This window comes from Lentimicrobium saccharophilum, from assembly GCF_001192835.1.
In the GTDB taxonomy this organism is placed as follows: Bacteria; Bacteroidota; Bacteroidia; order Bacteroidales; family Lentimicrobiaceae; genus Lentimicrobium; species Lentimicrobium saccharophilum.
Map to the genome: position 1 here is coordinate 126,578 of NZ_DF968182.1, position 16,879 is coordinate 143,456.

The following is a 16,879-nucleotide window of genomic DNA, read 5'->3' on the forward strand; positions in this document are numbered from 1 at the left end:
GCGGGTTCAGGATCAAAATCCGGCGGCAGCGATCAGCTCAGTCATTTTCCGGCGGCAATGCTTTCAGCATTTCCATGGCTGAATTGCGTTTGAGTAACGGGTTCTGTTTCACGATGTTTCCATCCCTGAACACCACGTTTCTTCCCATAAATTCCGCAATTTCAGGTTCATGGGTTACGAAAACGATGGTTTTACCTTTTTCATTCAATTCCTGAAAGAGGGCCATGATTTCATAGGAAGTGCGCGTATCAAGGTTTCCGGTGGCTTCATCGGCAAGGATGAGCACCGGGTCGTTCACCAGGGAGCGTGCAATGGCAACCCTTTGCTGCTGACCTCCGCTGAGTTGATTGGGCATATGATGCATCCTGTCAGCCAGCCCGACGGCCCCGAGTGCGGCCTCGGCTCTTTCGCGGCGCTCGCGCGCCCTGATAGCGTGGTTATAGAAAAGTGGCAGTTCCACATTCTCGAGGGCTGAAGTTCTGGGTAACAGGTTATAGGATTGAAATACAAATCCGAGTTTAAGATTGCGCAGCCTGGCAAGTTCATTTTTGCTCAGACCGCTTACATCGGTGCCATCAAGAAGATAAGTCCCTTCCGAGGGCTGGTCGAGGCAGCCAAGAATATTGAGCATGGTTGACTTTCCGCTTCCGCTGGCCCCCATAATGGCGACAAATTCTCCCTCCTCAATGGAGAGATCTATGCCCCGCAGGGCTTGTACAATTACTTCACCAACCCGGAAGTATTTTTTAAGCCCTGTAACGGAAATAATTGTTTTTTTGTGCGCTTTCATGACTCCTGCTTATTGTGGTGGTGGTTGCGGCGGGTTGTTCTTGTTCGCGGATCCAGGTCGTTTGGGAACAAAGGGGCTGGATGCGGTTTTTTCGTTTTTCTGTGACTTCTCCGCGGTTTTGGCGGAAAGAATCACTTCTTCTCCCTCCTTCAGGCCGGAGATGATTTCCGTAATGCTGCCGTCGCTCAGGCCCGTTTTTACACTTCGCGGCAGCATTCTGCCCCCTTCGTAAACCCATACCATTTCACCCCTCTCGGGCCTTCTGGTCATCATGGTTTTGCCGGATGTATTCTCAGATTCCGGTTTAAATTTCAATGCTTTCGAAGGTATTATGAGCACAGTGTCCGCTTCGGAAAGAAAAATATTTACGCTTGCAGTCATGCCCGGCATCAGTTTTTTTTCCGGATTGGGCGCATTGATGATTACGGTGTAGGTAACCACATTGGAGGTAACTACCGGTTTCAGACGGATTTCGGTCACCGTTCCTTCGAATTCCTCACTTGGGAAGGCATCCACCGTAAATTCAACCCTTTGTCCTTCGCGTACCTGGCCAATATCGGCTTCATCAACACTTGCCTGCACTTCCATACGGGTGAGGTCGTTGGCTATCGTAAACAGCGTTGGGGTATTGAAACTTGCTGCCACTGTTTGTCCTTCGTCCACTGCGCGGTTCAGCACTACTCCGTCGATGGGAGAATAGATGGAAGCATAGGCAAGGTTCACCTGGTTGCGTTGCAGCGAGGCTTTGGCACTTGCCACACCGGCCAGAGATCTTTTATAGCTGTATTCCGCCTGGTCAAAATCAGCCTGAGCAATCAGGTTTTTATCGTAAAGACTCTTCATCCGCTGGTAGTTGCCGTTCTGGTAGCTCAGGTCGGCTTCGGCATCCATCAGGGTCGCTTCGCTCTGGTCGAGGGTGGCACGCAGCATGGTTTCATCGAGCTTCGCCAGTAACTGACCTTTCTTTACCACTGAATTGAAATCAGCATAAAGGCGCTCTATCACGCCTGAAACCTGGGTGCCTACTTCAACGGTGGTGATGGCCTCGAGGGTGCCGGTAGCAGTGACGGTAATGCTGACATTGCCTTTTTCTACCCCGGCCGTATCAATAGATAAGGCCGCTTTCCCGCCTTTGCAGGAGTGGACGATGCCTGCACCGGCAGCCAGTGCCAGCAGGGATATCAGGATCAATCTTGTTTTACGTTTCATTGAACTTATTATTAACTTTTTATTATTTCAAATCATTGGATTACGGTTGTTTTTTACAAAGTCAGCGGTTTCCCCTGGTAAAACTCCAGCTCCTTGTAGCTGAAAATCAGGTTATACCTTGACTGCAGCAGTTTGCTTTCTGCATTGATCAGGTTGGTCTTTTCGAAGAGGTAATCCACAGGGCTGATAATCCCCTGATTGAATCTTTCCGTGGCTACTTCATAAGAGGCTGTCATTGCCCTGTGCTGTTCCTCTGAAGCCTGAAATTCCTTTTCGGCGGCAACCACTGTAGCCCAGGCGGTTTCGATGTTCTTGCGCAATTGGTTCAGGGTAGACTGTTCGTTGATCTCCGCAGACCGGGCGCTGATCCGGGCCAGGGAAATCTGCGATTTTACCTGTTTCTGCTGAAAAATGGGCATGGAAAGCGTAAGGCCGGCCACAGGGGAGAAGTTATGGTCAAGCTGTGAGGCGAACTTCAGCCCTTCAGCCAAACTGCTGTAACTGGTACTCAGGCCTGCACTCAGACTGAGGGTGGGCAGCATGGCGCCTCTGGCTAAATCCGTTTCGTAGCCGGCCATCTTTTTCTGCAGGGAAGCGCTTTTAACCTCAGGTCTGATTTCCAGGGCTTTTTCGTAAATCAACCCAGCATCGTCCGTGATCGGTCGCAATCCGGCACCTGACAGATCGGGCGTTGCAATGGCAAATGTATCATGAACAGGGATTTCAAGCAGTTGCATCAGGCTGATCCTGCTCAGCAGCAACTGCTTTTCTGCATTGGCCAGGGTAAGTTTCTCTGCCGATTCCTGTGCCTTTACCTGCAGGTAGTCCGCCATGGATATAATACGCAGGTTAAGCCGTTCACCGGCCAGCTCCAGTTGCCTGCCCGTGGAAGTGAGCTGATTTCTGCTGTTGTTTACCAGTTCTCCGGCATATAACACCTGTAGGTAATTGTCGAGCACCTGAAGCGCAATGTCTTGTCGAATGCTTTCAGCGTCAAGTAAGGCGCGCTGATAGTCAAGAGAAGCCTGTTTGACGGAATTTTGCTTCCTGAAACCGCTAAACAGTGTCAGGCCCGAATTCAGGGAAGCCGTACTTCCGTTACTCCCTTCAAATTCATAGCCGCCCGTTACATTTTGTTTGTCGGACCACGCGAAATTTTGCCTTACGGATGCATCCAGCGTGGGAAAGCGCGAAGCCGCTGCCTGCTCCCGGTTCACCTGACTGATTTCCAAAGAAAGGCCGGCCTGACGCACCTGCAGGTTGTATTCCAGCGCCCTTGAGATGCATTCGTCCAAGGTCCATACTTTATTCTGGGCAGGCAGGTCAGAACCCGTTAATATCAAGAAAAATGCAGGGATTAATAATCTAATTTTCATTGGTTTATTCATTGATGTTGCAAAACTATAGTCACAAGCCGGAGCCGGAAAATCCTTTAGACCAAAGACGGTTTTTTGCCGACCAATCCGGAGGAGAAGCGGTTTTGGAGAGGAAAAGTGTGGTTAAAAAATTTCTAAAATTTAATTTTTAATTTCTAAACAGTTTGATCTTTAGGTATATAAACGATATTTCACATAGGAATCATTTGGTTTTTCATTTACCCATTACCACATTTGCATATCGGCACTTTGCGAAGCACCTGAACATCAGAATACCTGAACACCTGGCCTTCCGGAATTTCTAAAATTTAATTTTTAATTTCTAAACAGTTTGATCTTTAGGAATATAAGTGATAATTCGTATTGAAATTCCCGGATACCATTTCCACGACATGTCCCGCAACAGTCGGGATTCTCACATTTCCACATTGCCAAGCACCTGAGCACCTGTACACTAAACAACATCAGTTATTAATTTTCATTTATTCCTCATATAATTGCAATAAGAATATAATAGTAGTATATTTGCATCAAAGAGCTTTGACAGAGAGTTATTTTCATTTGAAAACAGCCGGGAGAAACCATGCATTCCTCTCAGGGCCCGGCGCTGAATTATCGTGGAGAACCACATATCCTCTAACGCGTTGATCATGGATTCCGGGAAACCGGATCAGATATACCGTTATTCATTTTAAGCACAAACATTATGAAAAAGTGTATCATCATCGTGTTAATTATTATAGCCGGATTTTGCACCATTCAGTCACAGGCGCAGTCTTTTATCCTGAAAGCAGGGATGAGCCTTCCGGATTTCTATGTTAACGAAGGTGAAGATGTGGAGATGACCGCAGATTATATGATGCGGACCGGATTTCATGCCGGCCTGTCCGCGGACTTTACACTGAATAAAGTGCTGTCTTTTGAACCGGGAATTATGTTCAGTTCAAAAGGGGCAAAGTCGTCAGACAACGATGCGGGCTATCGCCGCGATGTTGTCGTTGCGCTCTACTACCTGGACATTCCCCTCTTATTGAGAGCAGGCAAAGCAATAAGCGATGGTATTCATATTTATGCTGCTGCCGGGCCTTATGCCGGTGTGGGGCTTTCCGGCAAATCCAAAATTACCTCTGAGTTCAGCGGCGTTGAGGAGTACAATGAAGTGGATGTTGAATGGGGCGATGCGGAAGAAGAAATTAAAAGGCTTGAATTTGGTGCCACTTTTGGCGCCGGTCTTGAAATCGGATCTTTCTTTATAGGAGCAGGTTATGATCTGGGGATTACAGATATCTCCAATATCCCCGGGGATCATGATGATTTTGATTTTAAAAACAGGGTGCTGCGGATCACGGCTGGTTACCGTTTCTGAAAAAACTGTCTGCTTTCCCTGCTGAAACAGGATTTCCGTTATCCAGAAAATAGTAGTGTCAAATGCCTGATCCGGGTTAACTTTGCTGCGTAACCCGGCGCATGAAGGATTCAGATCAGTATGTTCTTTCACAGGGGTTCCCTGATATTTTGGTTGAAAAGAGAAAAAAAGATGAAGGTTATTTTCAACACGATTGATGATTATATCCTGGGTTTTAAGGGGGATATTCAACTGATCCTGCACAGGGTAAGGGAGACTATCCGTGCGGCGGCGCCTGAGGCTACCGAAAAGATCAGTTATGGGATGCCCGCTTTTTACCTGAAGGGAAATCTGGTACATTTTGCCGCGCACACCCACCATCTGGGATTTTATCCGGCACCATCGGGACTGGAGGCTTTCCGGAAAGAGATATCACGGTACAAAAATTCAAAAGGCGCGGTACAATTCCCCTTTGATCAACCGGTCCCTTATGAGCTGATTGCGGAGATTGTAAGGTTCAGGGTTGCGGAAAATCTGGAACTGGCTGCCATCAAAAAGCAACAGCGGCGCAGGCCGGGGAATGAACCAACCTGACAAGTTTTCTTCCAAGGGATTACAGGCATAACGTATCCCACGCAAAGACCCCGCCACAGCGGATTTCGGATTTCGGATTTTGGATTTTAGATTACCTTCGGTGAGCTCACTTCGTTCGGTTGCGAATTGCGAATTTAGAATTGCTGTCCCCGAAATTCCTGACTTCTCCACAGGACCTAACCACAACAATCAACGACCTGACCTAACAAGTCTTCTTTTCGACTTGTTAAATCTTCTTTCTACTTTGATACAAACATCTGTTGGCCGGGTAGTGGTGGTCTCGGCTTCGCTCGACCACCGGTTGAACCTTTAGTAAGTCGCGCTCCTCCGCAAAGAGGTGGGACTGGCTCCGGCGCGTACCATGGAGTTTACCAGGTGAATCATTGAACCACAATAGGCACATTAGGACACAACTTGTCCCGGCTACTTTGCCGGGAATAGTTGAACTGCATTTCCACGACTTGTCCCGCAACAGGCGGGATTTCCATATTTTCACATTTTTACATCATTATATTCCAAAGCAAACATGAACACATGAGCACCTTAACACCCGAACACATCAAGAGCAAGTCGGCGTTCAAAGATTCCTTTCCTCATTGATCCGCTCAGGCCGCGGGGCCGCGCATATTATTTTGGCCTGGACAAGAATGTCCGCGTAAGCGGGATCAACAATTAAATAGGACCGGCCTTCCAAAAATGGCGTTAAGAAAACAGGCAGCAAATTAAACGGTAGTTATCAATCAGGAGCCAGAGGCGAACTGGTTGGTTACTAACGTTAATCCCGCTACTGCGGGAAAAATAGAGAAGAAACGCCTGCGATGATGGCTGGCGATGCACAGGAGATTTTTGTACATCGGTCTGAAGCAGAGGGAAGATGTAACAACCTTCGTTTCTTCCAGCCAAAACGCTCGCCTGTTTTCAGCCATTTTTGGGAAGCCTTGACTTTTTGCTACTTTTTGGTCAAGCAAAAAGTAGAAGAAGTAAAAAATGATAATCCGTTGGGAATAAGTGATTATCCGTGCGGATACGCTTCAACTTGTTAAGTATTCTTTCTACTGATGTTCCAATCAATGTTTAATGATGTCAGCACAAACTGTAGACTTTCAACTTTTTTATCCGCTCAGGCCGCGGGGCCTCGCTTTCGCAACACGGCTGCCTGTTTTTCTGTAGTACCGAGGTTAGATGTTTTAGTTTCTTTCAGATGCTATAGTGAACGAAAACCAGAAGGCCGCTTATCCTGTAATAAGCATAAAGAATGCTTATTCGTCTAAGAAAATGTAACTCAGTGATAGAAGAATCACTGAAACATTTTCTAAGACGGGATCAGCCCAACTAAATCAGGTAGTACGCACCTGTTCCCAGTTGCTCCTACTGATTAAGTTGGGATGTTGCGAAAGCTGAAAATTTTTTCTCACTGCTTAGCGGTACTGGGATTACAAAGAAAATGAAATTGAGTTTTATTAAGAGTTAATTGCTTCCATTCCGATTTAAGCCTGACCTAACCAACTTGTTAAGTTTTCTTTTTTTTAGTTAGCGCGCGTCTTCCGATGCGTGCCACGGACCTCAACAGAATAAAACCTGCATAATGTGCCCCGCGCAAAGCCGCAACGACGCAATGATTATTTTACGGACCCGCAATTCCTGACTTCTCCACAGGGCCTGGCCGCAACTATCAATAACCTGACCTAACAAGTCTTCTTTTCGACTTGTTAGGTCTTCTTATCACCATACAACTTTCCCCGCGCAATGACGCAACGACGCAATGATTATTTTGCGGACCCGCAATTCCTGACTTCTCCACAGGGCCTGGCCACAACAATCAATTACCTGACCTAACAAGTTTTCTTCCAACTTGTCAGGTCTTCTGATTATGTTTTGATTTTATAAGGTGCGTCACCGGATGCAGGGGCGGGACGTCCGCGCTAACCGGTAATCCTTTCGGTAACGGCACCCTGTTAAGCCATTGACGGGAGCGCCATCGACACCTGACCATGAACCCGGCGAATTGGCCGGACAGGAGGCTTTACTGATAAGTTATGAAGAATCAGGCTTAACATTTTGCAATGACTACAAGAATTCTGTAATAAATTTCATGCAGAGTAAATAAAAATATATATGTTTTGAAGGTGACTTTATAGGGGTTCCGGCTATAAACACTTACCGGTCTGAAAATAATAGACCTGAAATCAGTTATCGGAATAATTTTTTTGTACCGGGAATTTGATGGCCGGCCTTGAAAAAAGATGAACAATCAAATTAAGGAGGAAAGAAAATGAAATCAAAATTATTATTGATTATGATCACCGGCCTGATGTTTCTGGCGGTTTCCTGCGGTAAGGATAACGAGGGAAATGACAATGACAAATCAGGCGTTTTACGTTTCAAAACCTACAATCCCCTTGCCGGCAATCTTAAAATGCATCCTTTAAAGACTGTGGCAACGACAAATCCACCACTCACCGGGCCAACCACCGTTACCGAAACCACCAGCTTTATGCTCTGCGTGGGTGATGTGTGGGTTTCGCAAGGTGAAGTAAAAGCCGGACAGCCCGATAACCTGGTCTGGGAAAGGCTGACCACCGTGACCAACAAAGAACATATGCTCTTTGAGGATTACGCATTTTCGGATATTGAATTGCCGGCCGGCAGTTATAAAAGCATTAAACTGACATTCAGGAATGTTTTTTACCGGTATGCCAGGCTCGTGGCTGATCCTGCTGTGGCCTATGAGCTTCTTGAAACCATGGGCAGCTGGACATCTCCCTGCGACGAGAACGATACAACCTGGGCCATGACGAATTATTTCGGGCCGGACGGGAATCATATCCTGGGCAATGGGGGGACATTTGAACTGGTTTCGGAAGGAGAAAAACTCGGTGGGTTTACTATTGAAGAAGGCCGGGTGGCAAATGTTACCTGGCGGCTGGGCGCCGGAGTTACTGAGCCCTGCACCACCTACCTGATAGATGAAAACAACAACCTTCAGTGGGACTGCGGCGTTGACCGCATGGAATTTGAGTGCCCGCCGGATGCGGAGTATATGTGGGATTTTGTGATAGAATATCAATAAAACCGACACATTCAGTTATTATCAGACTGATACCGTTACAGACTGATAACCGATGATTTCTTACAGGCTTTCCGGTTTTTAAAGTATCCGGAAGGCCTTTTTTATGATTCTGGGGCGATTTGCCGGGAGATGTGTGTTTTTTCACACCAAACCACAAGCTGTTCCGGTTTACCGGGAAATACTCCGGACTTTGCCGGTTACCTTATAATTAAACCGATAGTTAAAGCTCAGATCCCCGCATCTTTAAGGCTTTTTTGTGTTTTTTAACTTCATTGGATTTTTTATCAGCCGAAAGTCAGAAATCAAATCCCGGCATTTCAGATAACGAAACAGGCAGCCCAGGCGTTACATCCGCTATAAAAGACGCGCATATAATTTTGAAATTTCGCTGAAAATGCGTATCTTACGCTTTAATACATCTGCCCGTTCAGTGCGTCAGTTTGCAGGTGATTTATATGTTTCATTCTGCTGTTATTGAGGAATTGCAGACTCCCTGAATCCGTTTACCCGGTTTACTATCCGATCATCATAATTTCCGGCCTTTTCTTAAGGCAAACCCTTCCGTGTTACTCCTCCTTCATGATTCACCTGCGGCAGATGCAGTTGTTTCGTAAATCAGAAAAATGGAGGTAATCATGAAAAAAGCAATTCCGATCCTGCTGTTTGTCATGGGCCTGATCCACCCGGCTTATTCCCAGCAATGGGAGTGCAACGATTGCCCCCGCCGGTCCGTTGCGCTTTTCGACATTGATAACCAGGTTCCCAGACCTGTATGGGGAGAGAACAACAACCTTACCTTCGGGGACTGGATCGAATTCTTTTTTATTGCAGGGGGCATCAACGATGCCCTGATGTATCAGGATCCCAGCCAGGTGTGTATTGCTTTTGATGACGGGCAGATGATCCTTGCCCTGGAAGCGTTGAATCTTCCCGAAGACAGTCTTGTGTATCAAAGTGGTGTTGGTTATGGCGTGATTCCGCCGCCGGGACCTGTTTTGTCGAATTATCTGGTATATTCCCAGATTACAGGAACCGACCCGGGATATCTTGTCACCGTCTGTCTCGAGACCGGTAAGACGCGCGAACCGGTGCAATCGGCTTCGGTCGTTTTTGATCCGGACAAATCAGCCCTTGAAAACGGCATGGCTGCGGCACAGACCCTGATCCCGCTGATGGGAACCATCAGGGATTTTGAACGGATGAAAAGGAATACCACCGACAATATGGCCATGCGTGCTTCGCTCGAAATACATCCGGAGCGCTCTTCCCTGAGCGCGAACAGTTCCACTGCCCTGAATATCAAACTGACCGATTGTGACGGTCAGCCCCTGCCCGGACGGACGGTTAAGCTGGATGTCAACACGGGGAGCCTTTCTCAAAGCAGCGCGGTGACCGATGAAGCGGGAGAGGCAACGGTAATGTATACTGCAGGCGGCACGGCCGGATGGGCCGAAATTGAAGTCAGGCACGAGTACCTGCTGCCTTTCGGGGTGGAAGCCCTGGATGCGGTTTCAAAGACTCTGATTCCCATTGATTATGACTATTCCGGACTGTGGGAGTTCAGTGCCACCTGCCGTTCGTCCCTGACCCGTCAGGCCGACACCCTGTGGTCGTACAGCATCGAAGGGTATCATTTCGACCGGGAGCGGTCATTCTACAGCGCATCCGATGGCTCGGCCGAAATCAGGGCGGTTTTCAGGAGTGAATACAGCAACGGGGAACTTTGCTATTTCTGGGAGGAGCCTCCCGAAGTGCTGTTTTCGTATGGCGATTGCTGGGGAATGGAGAAGTTGCGGAACATCAATTACGTATCCGGTGAAATTCCTATTTTCGGCGGCTACCTTGTGGGGCAGGTGGAAGCAGGCAGCGAAAAGCGGACGGATAATTACAGTTTCCCCGTTGAAGGCGGATACTTTGAATTCCAGTATACCGGCGAACTCAGCGGCTTCATTGTGGGTGCAGGAGGAAACGGGCTGGCAAGGTATAATATCATGCGGTATGTCATTGACCAATGGGTTACATTTTCAGGGGATTATGATACCGATTGCAGCGTGGGCGGAAGCTGGTTTGAGGGGGACGTGGGCGGTATTTTCACTGAAACGGATTCTGTATTTAACTTTTCCTATCTGTATGAGGATTTCTCAGCCAGATCGGAGTACATCCTCGGCACCTGGATGATGATGCATACCATGGAAGTTGCGGGCATTGACGGCATGATACGCCCCTTGTCACGCAGCATTAACGCCGTTGACCCTGAAATCCAGCCGCCGGGATGCAGGATTTCGGCTTATCCCAACCCGGTGAAGCACCACGCGGTAATCGGCTATGAAGTACCTGCACATCAGCTTACGGAGGTGCTTATTACCGACCTTTGCGGCAAGCAGCTTTGTTCATTGGTGCATAGTGTTCATGGACCCGGAAAGTATTCCCTGCCTTTTTCAACGGAAACCCTGGAGGCCGGCGTTTACCTCTGTTTGCTGAAATCCGGAACATCCACAGCGGTGAATAAGCTGGTGGTGATAAAATAGCGCTGACGGTATTCTTCTGGTAAGTTGGCTTTTTAAGCGCGGAAGGTTTTGCCTCAGCGGGAGCGTTTTTGAACCACACCAGGCACGACCAGGCCCGGCCATTTTGTAAGGATTGCGCATGCTTTCCGGACGAATGCCAGAGGCATCCCTCACCTCATCTGTCCTTAGTATATCTACTCCTGACTTCGGCTACGCTCAGCCACCAAAAGGAGAAGAACCAACCCGGTCAGTACGCGTCTTCCGACCGGCTCCGGCGCATCCTACGGACATCAAAAGAATCAAACCTGCATTAAGTAACCCACGCAAAGCCGCAACGACGCAATGATTATTTTGTAAACCCGAAATTCCTGACTTCCCTGCAAGGCCCGGCCACAACAATCAACGAACCGACCTAACAAGTCTTCTTTTCGACTTGTTAGGTCTTCTTTTTCAACCTGATAACCCAATTATTGGGGAGGCATGTCAGCGCAAGCAGTTAACTTTCAACTTTTTATCCGCTCAGGCCGCGGGGCCGCGCATTCGCAACGCGACTGCCTGTTTTTCTGTTGTACCAAGGTTAGGAAATGTAGTTTCTTTTAGATGAATTAGCGTACGAAAACCAGAAGGTCGCTTATGCGAATACTGAAAATTTTTGGCACTGCCTTGCGCTACTGGGATTGCAAGAAAATAAAAATTGAATTTCATTATGGTGGGCTTGTTTCCATTTCTATTGGTGATACTGTCAGGGAGAGGTGTTTAACATTACCATTGAATATATATTGAGATAAGACCGGCCTTCCAAAAATGGCGTTAAGAAAGCAGGCAGCGCGTAATAAAGAAGAAACGCCTGCGATGGTGTTAGGTGATGCACGGGAGATTTTTGTACATCGGAATTCAGCAGCGGGAGGAAGTAACAACCTTCGTTTCTTCCAGCCAAAACGCTCGCCTGTTTTCAGCCATTTTTGGGAAGCCTTGACTTTTTGCTACTTTTTGGTCAAGCAAAAAGTAGAAGAAGTAAAAAATGATAATCCGTTGGGAATAAGTGATTATACGTGCGGACACGCTTCAACTTGTTAAGTCTTTTTTCTACTGATGTTCCATTCAATGGTTAGTGATGTCAGCACAAACTGTTGGCTTTCTTCTTTTTTTCCGCTCAGGCCGCGGGGCCTCGCATTCGCAACACGGCTGCCTAAACTTGACCATTGTTCATTTTTTAAGCTGGCCATTCATTCCTTTAAGTTTAAGTCTTTGAAGGTCAACTATAGAAGGCCGCTTTTCCTGTAATAAGCATAAAGAATGCTTATTCGTCTAAGAAAATTTAATTCAGTGATGGAAGTATCACTGAAACATTTTCTTAGACGGGATCAGCCCAACTAAATCAGGTAGTTCGCACCTGTTCCCAGTTGCTCCTACTGATTAAGTTGGGGTGTTGCGAAAGCTGAAATTTTTTCGCACTGCCTTACACTACTGGGATTACAAAGAAAAAGAAATTGAGTTTCATTATAGTGGGCTTCTTTCCATTTCTATTGTTGAAACTGTAAGGGAGAGGTGTTTAACAATACCACTGAATATAAATTGAGATAAGACCGGCCATCCAAAAATGGCGTAAAGAAAACAGGCAGCCAGGGACCTCTCCGCGACCTTTGCGACTTCTCTGCGCCCTTTCCGTTGAAACTAAAACCGCAGAGTGCGCTGAGGTTATTCGCAGAGGGCCGCAGCGGAAATTCCGGGCCAATATTATCCTTGAATTTTTTATCACGATCCCGAAAGCGATCGCGACACAAAAGACCACAAAAAATTTTTAAATCCTGGCAATAGGCAGACAAAAACAAACAACAATTTAAATAGGGAATTAGAAGTAACCAGTAGTAATATAACCCTTAACTATATAATACTTTCTACCTACTTCTTAATCCTTGAATCTTTGAACCGACCGAAGGGAGTTCAGCGGAGCTAATTTTTGAATTAAACTTAAACACCTGAACACCTGAACACCTGAACACCAGAACACCAGAACACCTGACATTTCCATATTTTCACATCATCACATCGCGATTTAACCGGTAAAAATGAATAATTCTGATATTTTTCCTTGATTGATAAAAATATTTTCTCTTTATATTTGCCGTACAAAATCATTGATAGCTATATGTTTTTGAGATTTTCCTGAATGAATCATAGTAAAATATCTGAATAACAGTCCCGGAACCAGTCACCATTAAATCGGAGAATTCTGAAAATCCATTGAAAAGAGTAAGAGGCGGAATTCGAAAAGCCTTATGAGTAGAATCTTTATTCACTTAATATCAGTATTATATGAAAAAATCAATCAGGATTGTTTTAATCGTTATGGGTAGTTTTTTTTACCTTCAGTCCAATGCGCAGTCGGTAGCCCTTAAAGCCGGCTTTAACCTTTCAAACATGCTTGAAAAAGATGATGAGGATACCTACAGCAATGATTACGAAATGCTTCCCGGTTTCCATGCCGGACTGTCGGTAGATGTGCCTTTCAATGACGCCCTTTCATTTGAACCGGGCATTATGTTCACCACCAAGGGAATGAAGTATTCCGACACCTTTATGGGAGCCAGTTTGGAAGCAAAAGCAACGCTGTACTACATTGACATTCCCCTTACCCTGAAAGCCGCTGCTGAAATTGCCGATGGCGTAAAACTGTATGGTGTTGCCGGTCCTTACCTCGGTTTGGGCATCAGTGGCAAGATGAAAGCAACTGCAGAATTTATGGGCGAGGAAGAAACGGAAGAAGAAGATATTGAATGGGGCAGCGATGAAGATGAGGATGATCTGAAACGGCTGGAGATGGGTGCAACCTTCGGCGCCGGCCTTGAGTTCGGGTCCTTCCTGATCGGTGCCAATTATGACCTGGGGCTTTCCAATATTTCAAGCTACCAGGATGGAGGTGCAACCTCAAAGAACAGGGTACTCAGGTTCTCTGTAGGTTACCGTTTCTGAGGTTAATGCCAGGGACCATCCGCTCCCGAAGGCCGGCCTTTCCCGGGACTGACTAAGGCCAGCCAAAACACCGGCAAAATAAAAATGCTCCGCATAGGCGGGGCTTTTTTTTTGACGGAAGGGTGTTTGCATTGAAATTATTGGTTATCCATTTCCACATTTGCATATTTGTACATTTTCACATCTTTACTTTGCGAAGCAAACGTGAATACTAAAATTCAGATGCTTAACGGATACATTTTCCTCTTCTGTAAATGTGGAAACGCGTTTCATAAAAACATCAGGTCATTTTGGAAAAACATCAAGTCGTTTTCGGAAAAACGTCAAGTCGTTTTTTGAAAAACATCAGGTTGTTTTTATAAAAACGTAAGCAAGTTTCCGGACAAACGTAAGCATGTTTTGAATATGAAATAAATTATCTAATAAAAATGGGTAGGCAATAATTGAAAAACAATGTTTAAAAGAATGCTGCATGAGCTTTAAACAAATCAGAAAAGGGATGGGTTTCCTCTAGCCTCCTTGTTTTCAATAATAATAAATATATTTGTTTGAAATTATGTCCAAAGAGCTTAGATAATTTTATTAAGAGCTCAAAATTTAAGTTTAATAATTAGGAGTGTTCAAAACATCAAACGACATTTCAAAAAGTTCTTTGGCATCATGAAAATCAAAGGTTTTTAACAAAACAAGGTATTGTAATTAACAGTGATGTCTTTGTTTGTCTGAAAATAGCTGGTTATCAACAAAATATGTTTGCCACTGTTGGCAAAAACTCTCTATAATCAAGACAATCAACTTGTTAAGGACTTATATTTGTTCCTGCAATGGGAACAGATTGTAAGCAGGGTATAAAAGTCCAAGACTTACTCAAGCTTATACCTGATGACTTGTTGGCTGATTTGAGTTCAGAAACCAACGTTGATTATCAGGTAAAAAAGCTTTATGGCAGGAATGTCTTTAGCCTTTTACTGTTTGGACTGATAGAAAGCGATCGTCTTGGTCTCAGGTCGCTAGAGGATTTTTATAACTCCACCCATTACAAGGTGCTGTTTAATATTCCAAATAAAAACACAACCAAATATAACTCTCTATCTGCTCGTCTTGCAACTATGAATGTTGACTTTTTTCGAAAGGCCTATGAAGCTATATACGAGCAATGTTCTCAACTCTACGATGAAAACGATCTGGCTTTGAATTACAAATTATCCAGAGTTGATTCAACAATGGTTTGTCAGACAGCTGCTAAACTGGAAAATGGGATCCATGTTGGCTGTAAGAAAGATGGTAAAAAGCAGATTAAATATACTGTTTGTCTGACCGATATGTTTCCTAGTAGTGTTGAGGTTTTTAATCAGCAATGCCATATCAGCGAAAACCTCACCATTCCTAAGGCGATATTCAGGGTGATTGACAAGAACAAAGACAATGTCTTTGTTTTTGATCGGGGAGTATCTGACCGACAAACTTTCTGTAAGTTGGACCAGGAAGAATACACTTTTGTTACAAGACTGAAATCAGATGCAAGATTTATTGCTCTGGAAGATTTTGAGATAAGTCAAGACCAAAAAGTAAGAAATCTTACAATCCTTAAAGATCAACGTGTTTACTTATATAAGAGTGGAACATCAGTAGTTGAGCATTCTTTTAGACTTGTACAGGCAATAAATGATAAGGGATATCCTTACTTCTTTCTTACCAATATGTTCTCTATCCCAGCCAAAGACATAATAACAATTTATAAATCAAGGTGGGATATTGAGGTCTTTTTCAGATTCATTAAGCAGGAATTGAACTTTTCCCACTTCATCAGTGTGAATGAAAACGGAATTAAGATCCTCTTGTACATGACCCTTATTCTCTCCATGCTGATTCTGATCTATAAAAAGATTAATGGATTGGGGTATAAAACAGCTAAAAGAAGGTTCATGATCGAAATGTGGGATATCATCGCCATAATTATGATCAAACATAGTGGAGGTGATCCAAGTCTCGTCTTCAGGTGAAAAGCTATACCTTTGATTTTCAATACGTCAATGAACTCGTGATTCTTTTGTTCTTTTTATTTGTGGTTTTGAACACTCCTATTTAATAATCACAAATACAACACAAATCTTACAAATAGAGCTTTAAATTTTCTCTGGTCCATTAAATGCCATCACATGTAAAACCACTAGTATGCACCCAACTGACAACCCAATGGAAGAATCACAAAAATTATTCTCACAAAGAGCCATTACCATAGCTACCTTTTTTGGCGGGCCTGCAGCGGCGGGTTACCTGGTAAAAAAGAATTATGAAGCATATGATCAGGCAGATAACGGAAAGAAGGCATTGTTCATTGGCATTGTCGCTACCTTTTTGTTGTTTGCGGGGATCTTTTCCCTGCCTGAAAATATTTTGGATAAAATTCCAAATCCCCTGATCCCCGCAGTGTATACCGGTATTATTTATCTGATTGTAGAAAAACTACAGGGGAACCGGCTCAAAGCACATAAAGAATCGGGCGGTGAATTTTTCAGCGCCTGGAAGGCTACGGGAATCGGCGCCGTATTTATGGTCATGTTGCTAGCAGTCATAGCCGGCGCAGCATTTATTTCCGGTGATTTTTCCAAACCCGGTTTTGATGCTACCACTTATGATCAGGGGGTGGCAGCGTTTTCCGAAAACGAACGCAGATCACTGGCCGTATATGAGGTGGCAGATTCGGCTGAACCTCAATACTTAATCAGGAAGTTCAGTGAAGGCATTGTTTTATGGAAACAAAACAAGGAAATCATAAACAAACTGAACGCCATTGAAAACCTGCCGGCGGAATTACAGGTTCAGAACCAAAGGCTGCTGAAGTATTGTGATTTAAGGATGGCACACAATGAGGTAATCGTAAAGGCAATCTCTGAAGATACCGACAGATATGTTTCAGAAATTGACAGGATAGGGATGGAGATCAATAAGGTGCTGGAAGAGCTGGATAATTCCGGAGGAAACCAGGCCGGTTTTAATTGAGAATACAGCCTG

Annotated in this window: 12 protein-coding genes; 8 read left to right on the top strand and 4 right to left on the bottom strand. The window is 45.1% G+C overall.

Annotation, left to right across the window (positions count from 1 at the left end; all coding sequences use genetic code 11):
- Positions 1-37: 37 nt before the first annotated feature.
- The 3 genes from TBC1_RS00445 to TBC1_RS00455 are packed head-to-tail and all read right to left on the bottom strand — an operon-like array spanning position 38 to position 3,294.
- The gene (locus TBC1_RS00445) at positions 38-790 is read right to left on the bottom strand and encodes an ABC transporter ATP-binding protein (protein WP_062036935.1); all 753 of its coding nucleotides are present in this window, start codon (positions 788-790) and stop codon (positions 38-40) included.
- A 9-nt stretch (positions 791-799) separates the two neighbouring features.
- Complete coding sequence (locus TBC1_RS00450; protein WP_062036938.1) at positions 800-1,999, bottom strand: efflux RND transporter periplasmic adaptor subunit; 1,200 nt, start codon at positions 1,997-1,999, stop codon at positions 800-802.
- Positions 2,000-2,052: 53 nt separating this feature from the next.
- Entirely contained in the window at positions 2,053-3,294 is a 1,242-nt protein-coding gene (locus TBC1_RS00455; RefSeq protein ID WP_172668786.1) for a TolC family protein, read from the bottom strand.
- 787 nt (positions 3,295-4,081) lie between these two features.
- On the opposite strand from TBC1_RS00455, the gene TBC1_RS00460 reads away from it, so the two are divergent.
- The 5 genes from TBC1_RS00460 to TBC1_RS00485 all read left to right on the top strand — a co-directional run bounded on the left by TBC1_RS00460 (position 4,082) and on the right by TBC1_RS00485 (position 11,968).
- Positions 4,082-4,741 carry a porin family protein gene (locus tag TBC1_RS00460; protein ID WP_062036944.1) on the top strand — a complete coding sequence of 220 codons (660 nt, stop codon included), beginning with the start codon at positions 4,082-4,084 and terminating at the stop codon, positions 4,739-4,741.
- A 171-nt stretch (positions 4,742-4,912) separates the two neighbouring features.
- Positions 4,913-5,314 (top strand): iron chaperone, encoded by a 402-nt coding sequence (locus TBC1_RS00465; RefSeq protein WP_062036948.1) that lies wholly within the window; start codon positions 4,913-4,915, stop codon positions 5,312-5,314.
- 2,272 nt (positions 5,315-7,586) lie between these two features.
- Positions 7,587-8,384, top strand: coding sequence for a hypothetical protein (locus TBC1_RS00470; RefSeq protein WP_062036951.1), 798 nt, complete (start codon positions 7,587-7,589; stop codon positions 8,382-8,384).
- Positions 8,385-9,019: 635 nt separating this feature from the next.
- Positions 9,020-10,912: a T9SS type A sorting domain-containing protein gene (locus TBC1_RS00475; RefSeq protein ID WP_172668787.1), complete on the top strand. Its 1,893-nt coding sequence runs from the start codon at positions 9,020-9,022 to the stop codon at positions 10,910-10,912.
- Positions 10,913-11,695: 783 nt separating this feature from the next.
- Positions 11,696-11,968, top strand: a complete 273-nt coding sequence (locus tag TBC1_RS00485) for a hypothetical protein (protein ID WP_062036959.1) — start codon at positions 11,696-11,698, stop codon at positions 11,966-11,968.
- Here the strand turns inward: TBC1_RS00485 and TBC1_RS18115 are convergent.
- Positions 11,965-12,117 (bottom strand): hypothetical protein, encoded by a 153-nt coding sequence (locus TBC1_RS18115; protein ID WP_154669504.1) that lies wholly within the window; start codon positions 12,115-12,117, stop codon positions 11,965-11,967. The genes TBC1_RS00485 and TBC1_RS18115 overlap by 4 nt on opposite strands.
- Before the next feature lie 1,090 nt (positions 12,118-13,207).
- Here TBC1_RS18115 and TBC1_RS00490 point away from each other — a divergent pair.
- The 3 genes from TBC1_RS00490 to TBC1_RS00500 all read left to right on the top strand — a co-directional run bounded on the left by TBC1_RS00490 (position 13,208) and on the right by TBC1_RS00500 (position 16,867).
- Positions 13,208-13,864, top strand: coding sequence for a porin family protein (locus tag TBC1_RS00490; RefSeq protein WP_062036962.1), 657 nt, complete (start codon positions 13,208-13,210; stop codon positions 13,862-13,864).
- A gap of 824 nt (positions 13,865-14,688) precedes the next feature.
- Positions 14,689-15,867, top strand: a complete 1,179-nt coding sequence (locus tag TBC1_RS00495; protein ID WP_062036967.1) for an IS4 family transposase — start codon at positions 14,689-14,691, stop codon at positions 15,865-15,867.
- A gap of 172 nt (positions 15,868-16,039) precedes the next feature.
- A complete protein-coding gene (locus TBC1_RS00500) occupies positions 16,040-16,867 on the top strand; it encodes a hypothetical protein (protein WP_137305324.1) in 828 nt (275 codons plus the stop codon).
- The last annotated feature ends 12 nt before the right edge of the window (positions 16,868-16,879 follow it).

What these genes read in the sequence shown, in the direction of transcription:
- TBC1_RS00445 (WP_062036935.1), bottom strand. Translation starts at nt 790, where the DNA reads ATGAAAGCGCACAAAAAAACAATTATTTCCGTTACAGGGCTTAAAAAA.
- TBC1_RS00450 (WP_062036938.1), bottom strand. Translation starts at nt 1,999, where the DNA reads ATGAAACGTAAAACAAGATTGATCCTGATATCCCTGCTGGCACTGGCT.
- TBC1_RS00460 (WP_062036944.1), top strand. Translation starts at nt 4,082, where the DNA reads ATGAAAAAGTGTATCATCATCGTGTTAATTATTATAGCCGGATTTTGC.
- TBC1_RS00465 (WP_062036948.1), top strand. Translation starts at nt 4,913, where the DNA reads ATGAAGGTTATTTTCAACACGATTGATGATTATATCCTGGGTTTTAAG.
- TBC1_RS00470 (WP_062036951.1), top strand. Translation starts at nt 7,587, where the DNA reads ATGAAATCAAAATTATTATTGATTATGATCACCGGCCTGATGTTTCTG.
- TBC1_RS00475 (WP_172668787.1), top strand. Translation starts at nt 9,020, where the DNA reads ATGAAAAAAGCAATTCCGATCCTGCTGTTTGTCATGGGCCTGATCCAC.
- TBC1_RS00485 (WP_062036959.1), top strand. Translation starts at nt 11,696, where the DNA reads ATGGCGTTAAGAAAGCAGGCAGCGCGTAATAAAGAAGAAACGCCTGCG.
- TBC1_RS18115 (WP_154669504.1), bottom strand. Translation starts at nt 12,117, where the DNA reads ATGGCCAGCTTAAAAAATGAACAATGGTCAAGTTTAGGCAGCCGTGTT.
- TBC1_RS00490 (WP_062036962.1), top strand. Translation starts at nt 13,208, where the DNA reads ATGAAAAAATCAATCAGGATTGTTTTAATCGTTATGGGTAGTTTTTTT.
- TBC1_RS00495 (WP_062036967.1), top strand. Translation starts at nt 14,689, where the DNA reads ATGGGAACAGATTGTAAGCAGGGTATAAAAGTCCAAGACTTACTCAAG.
- TBC1_RS00500 (WP_137305324.1), top strand. Translation starts at nt 16,040, where the DNA reads ATGCACCCAACTGACAACCCAATGGAAGAATCACAAAAATTATTCTCA.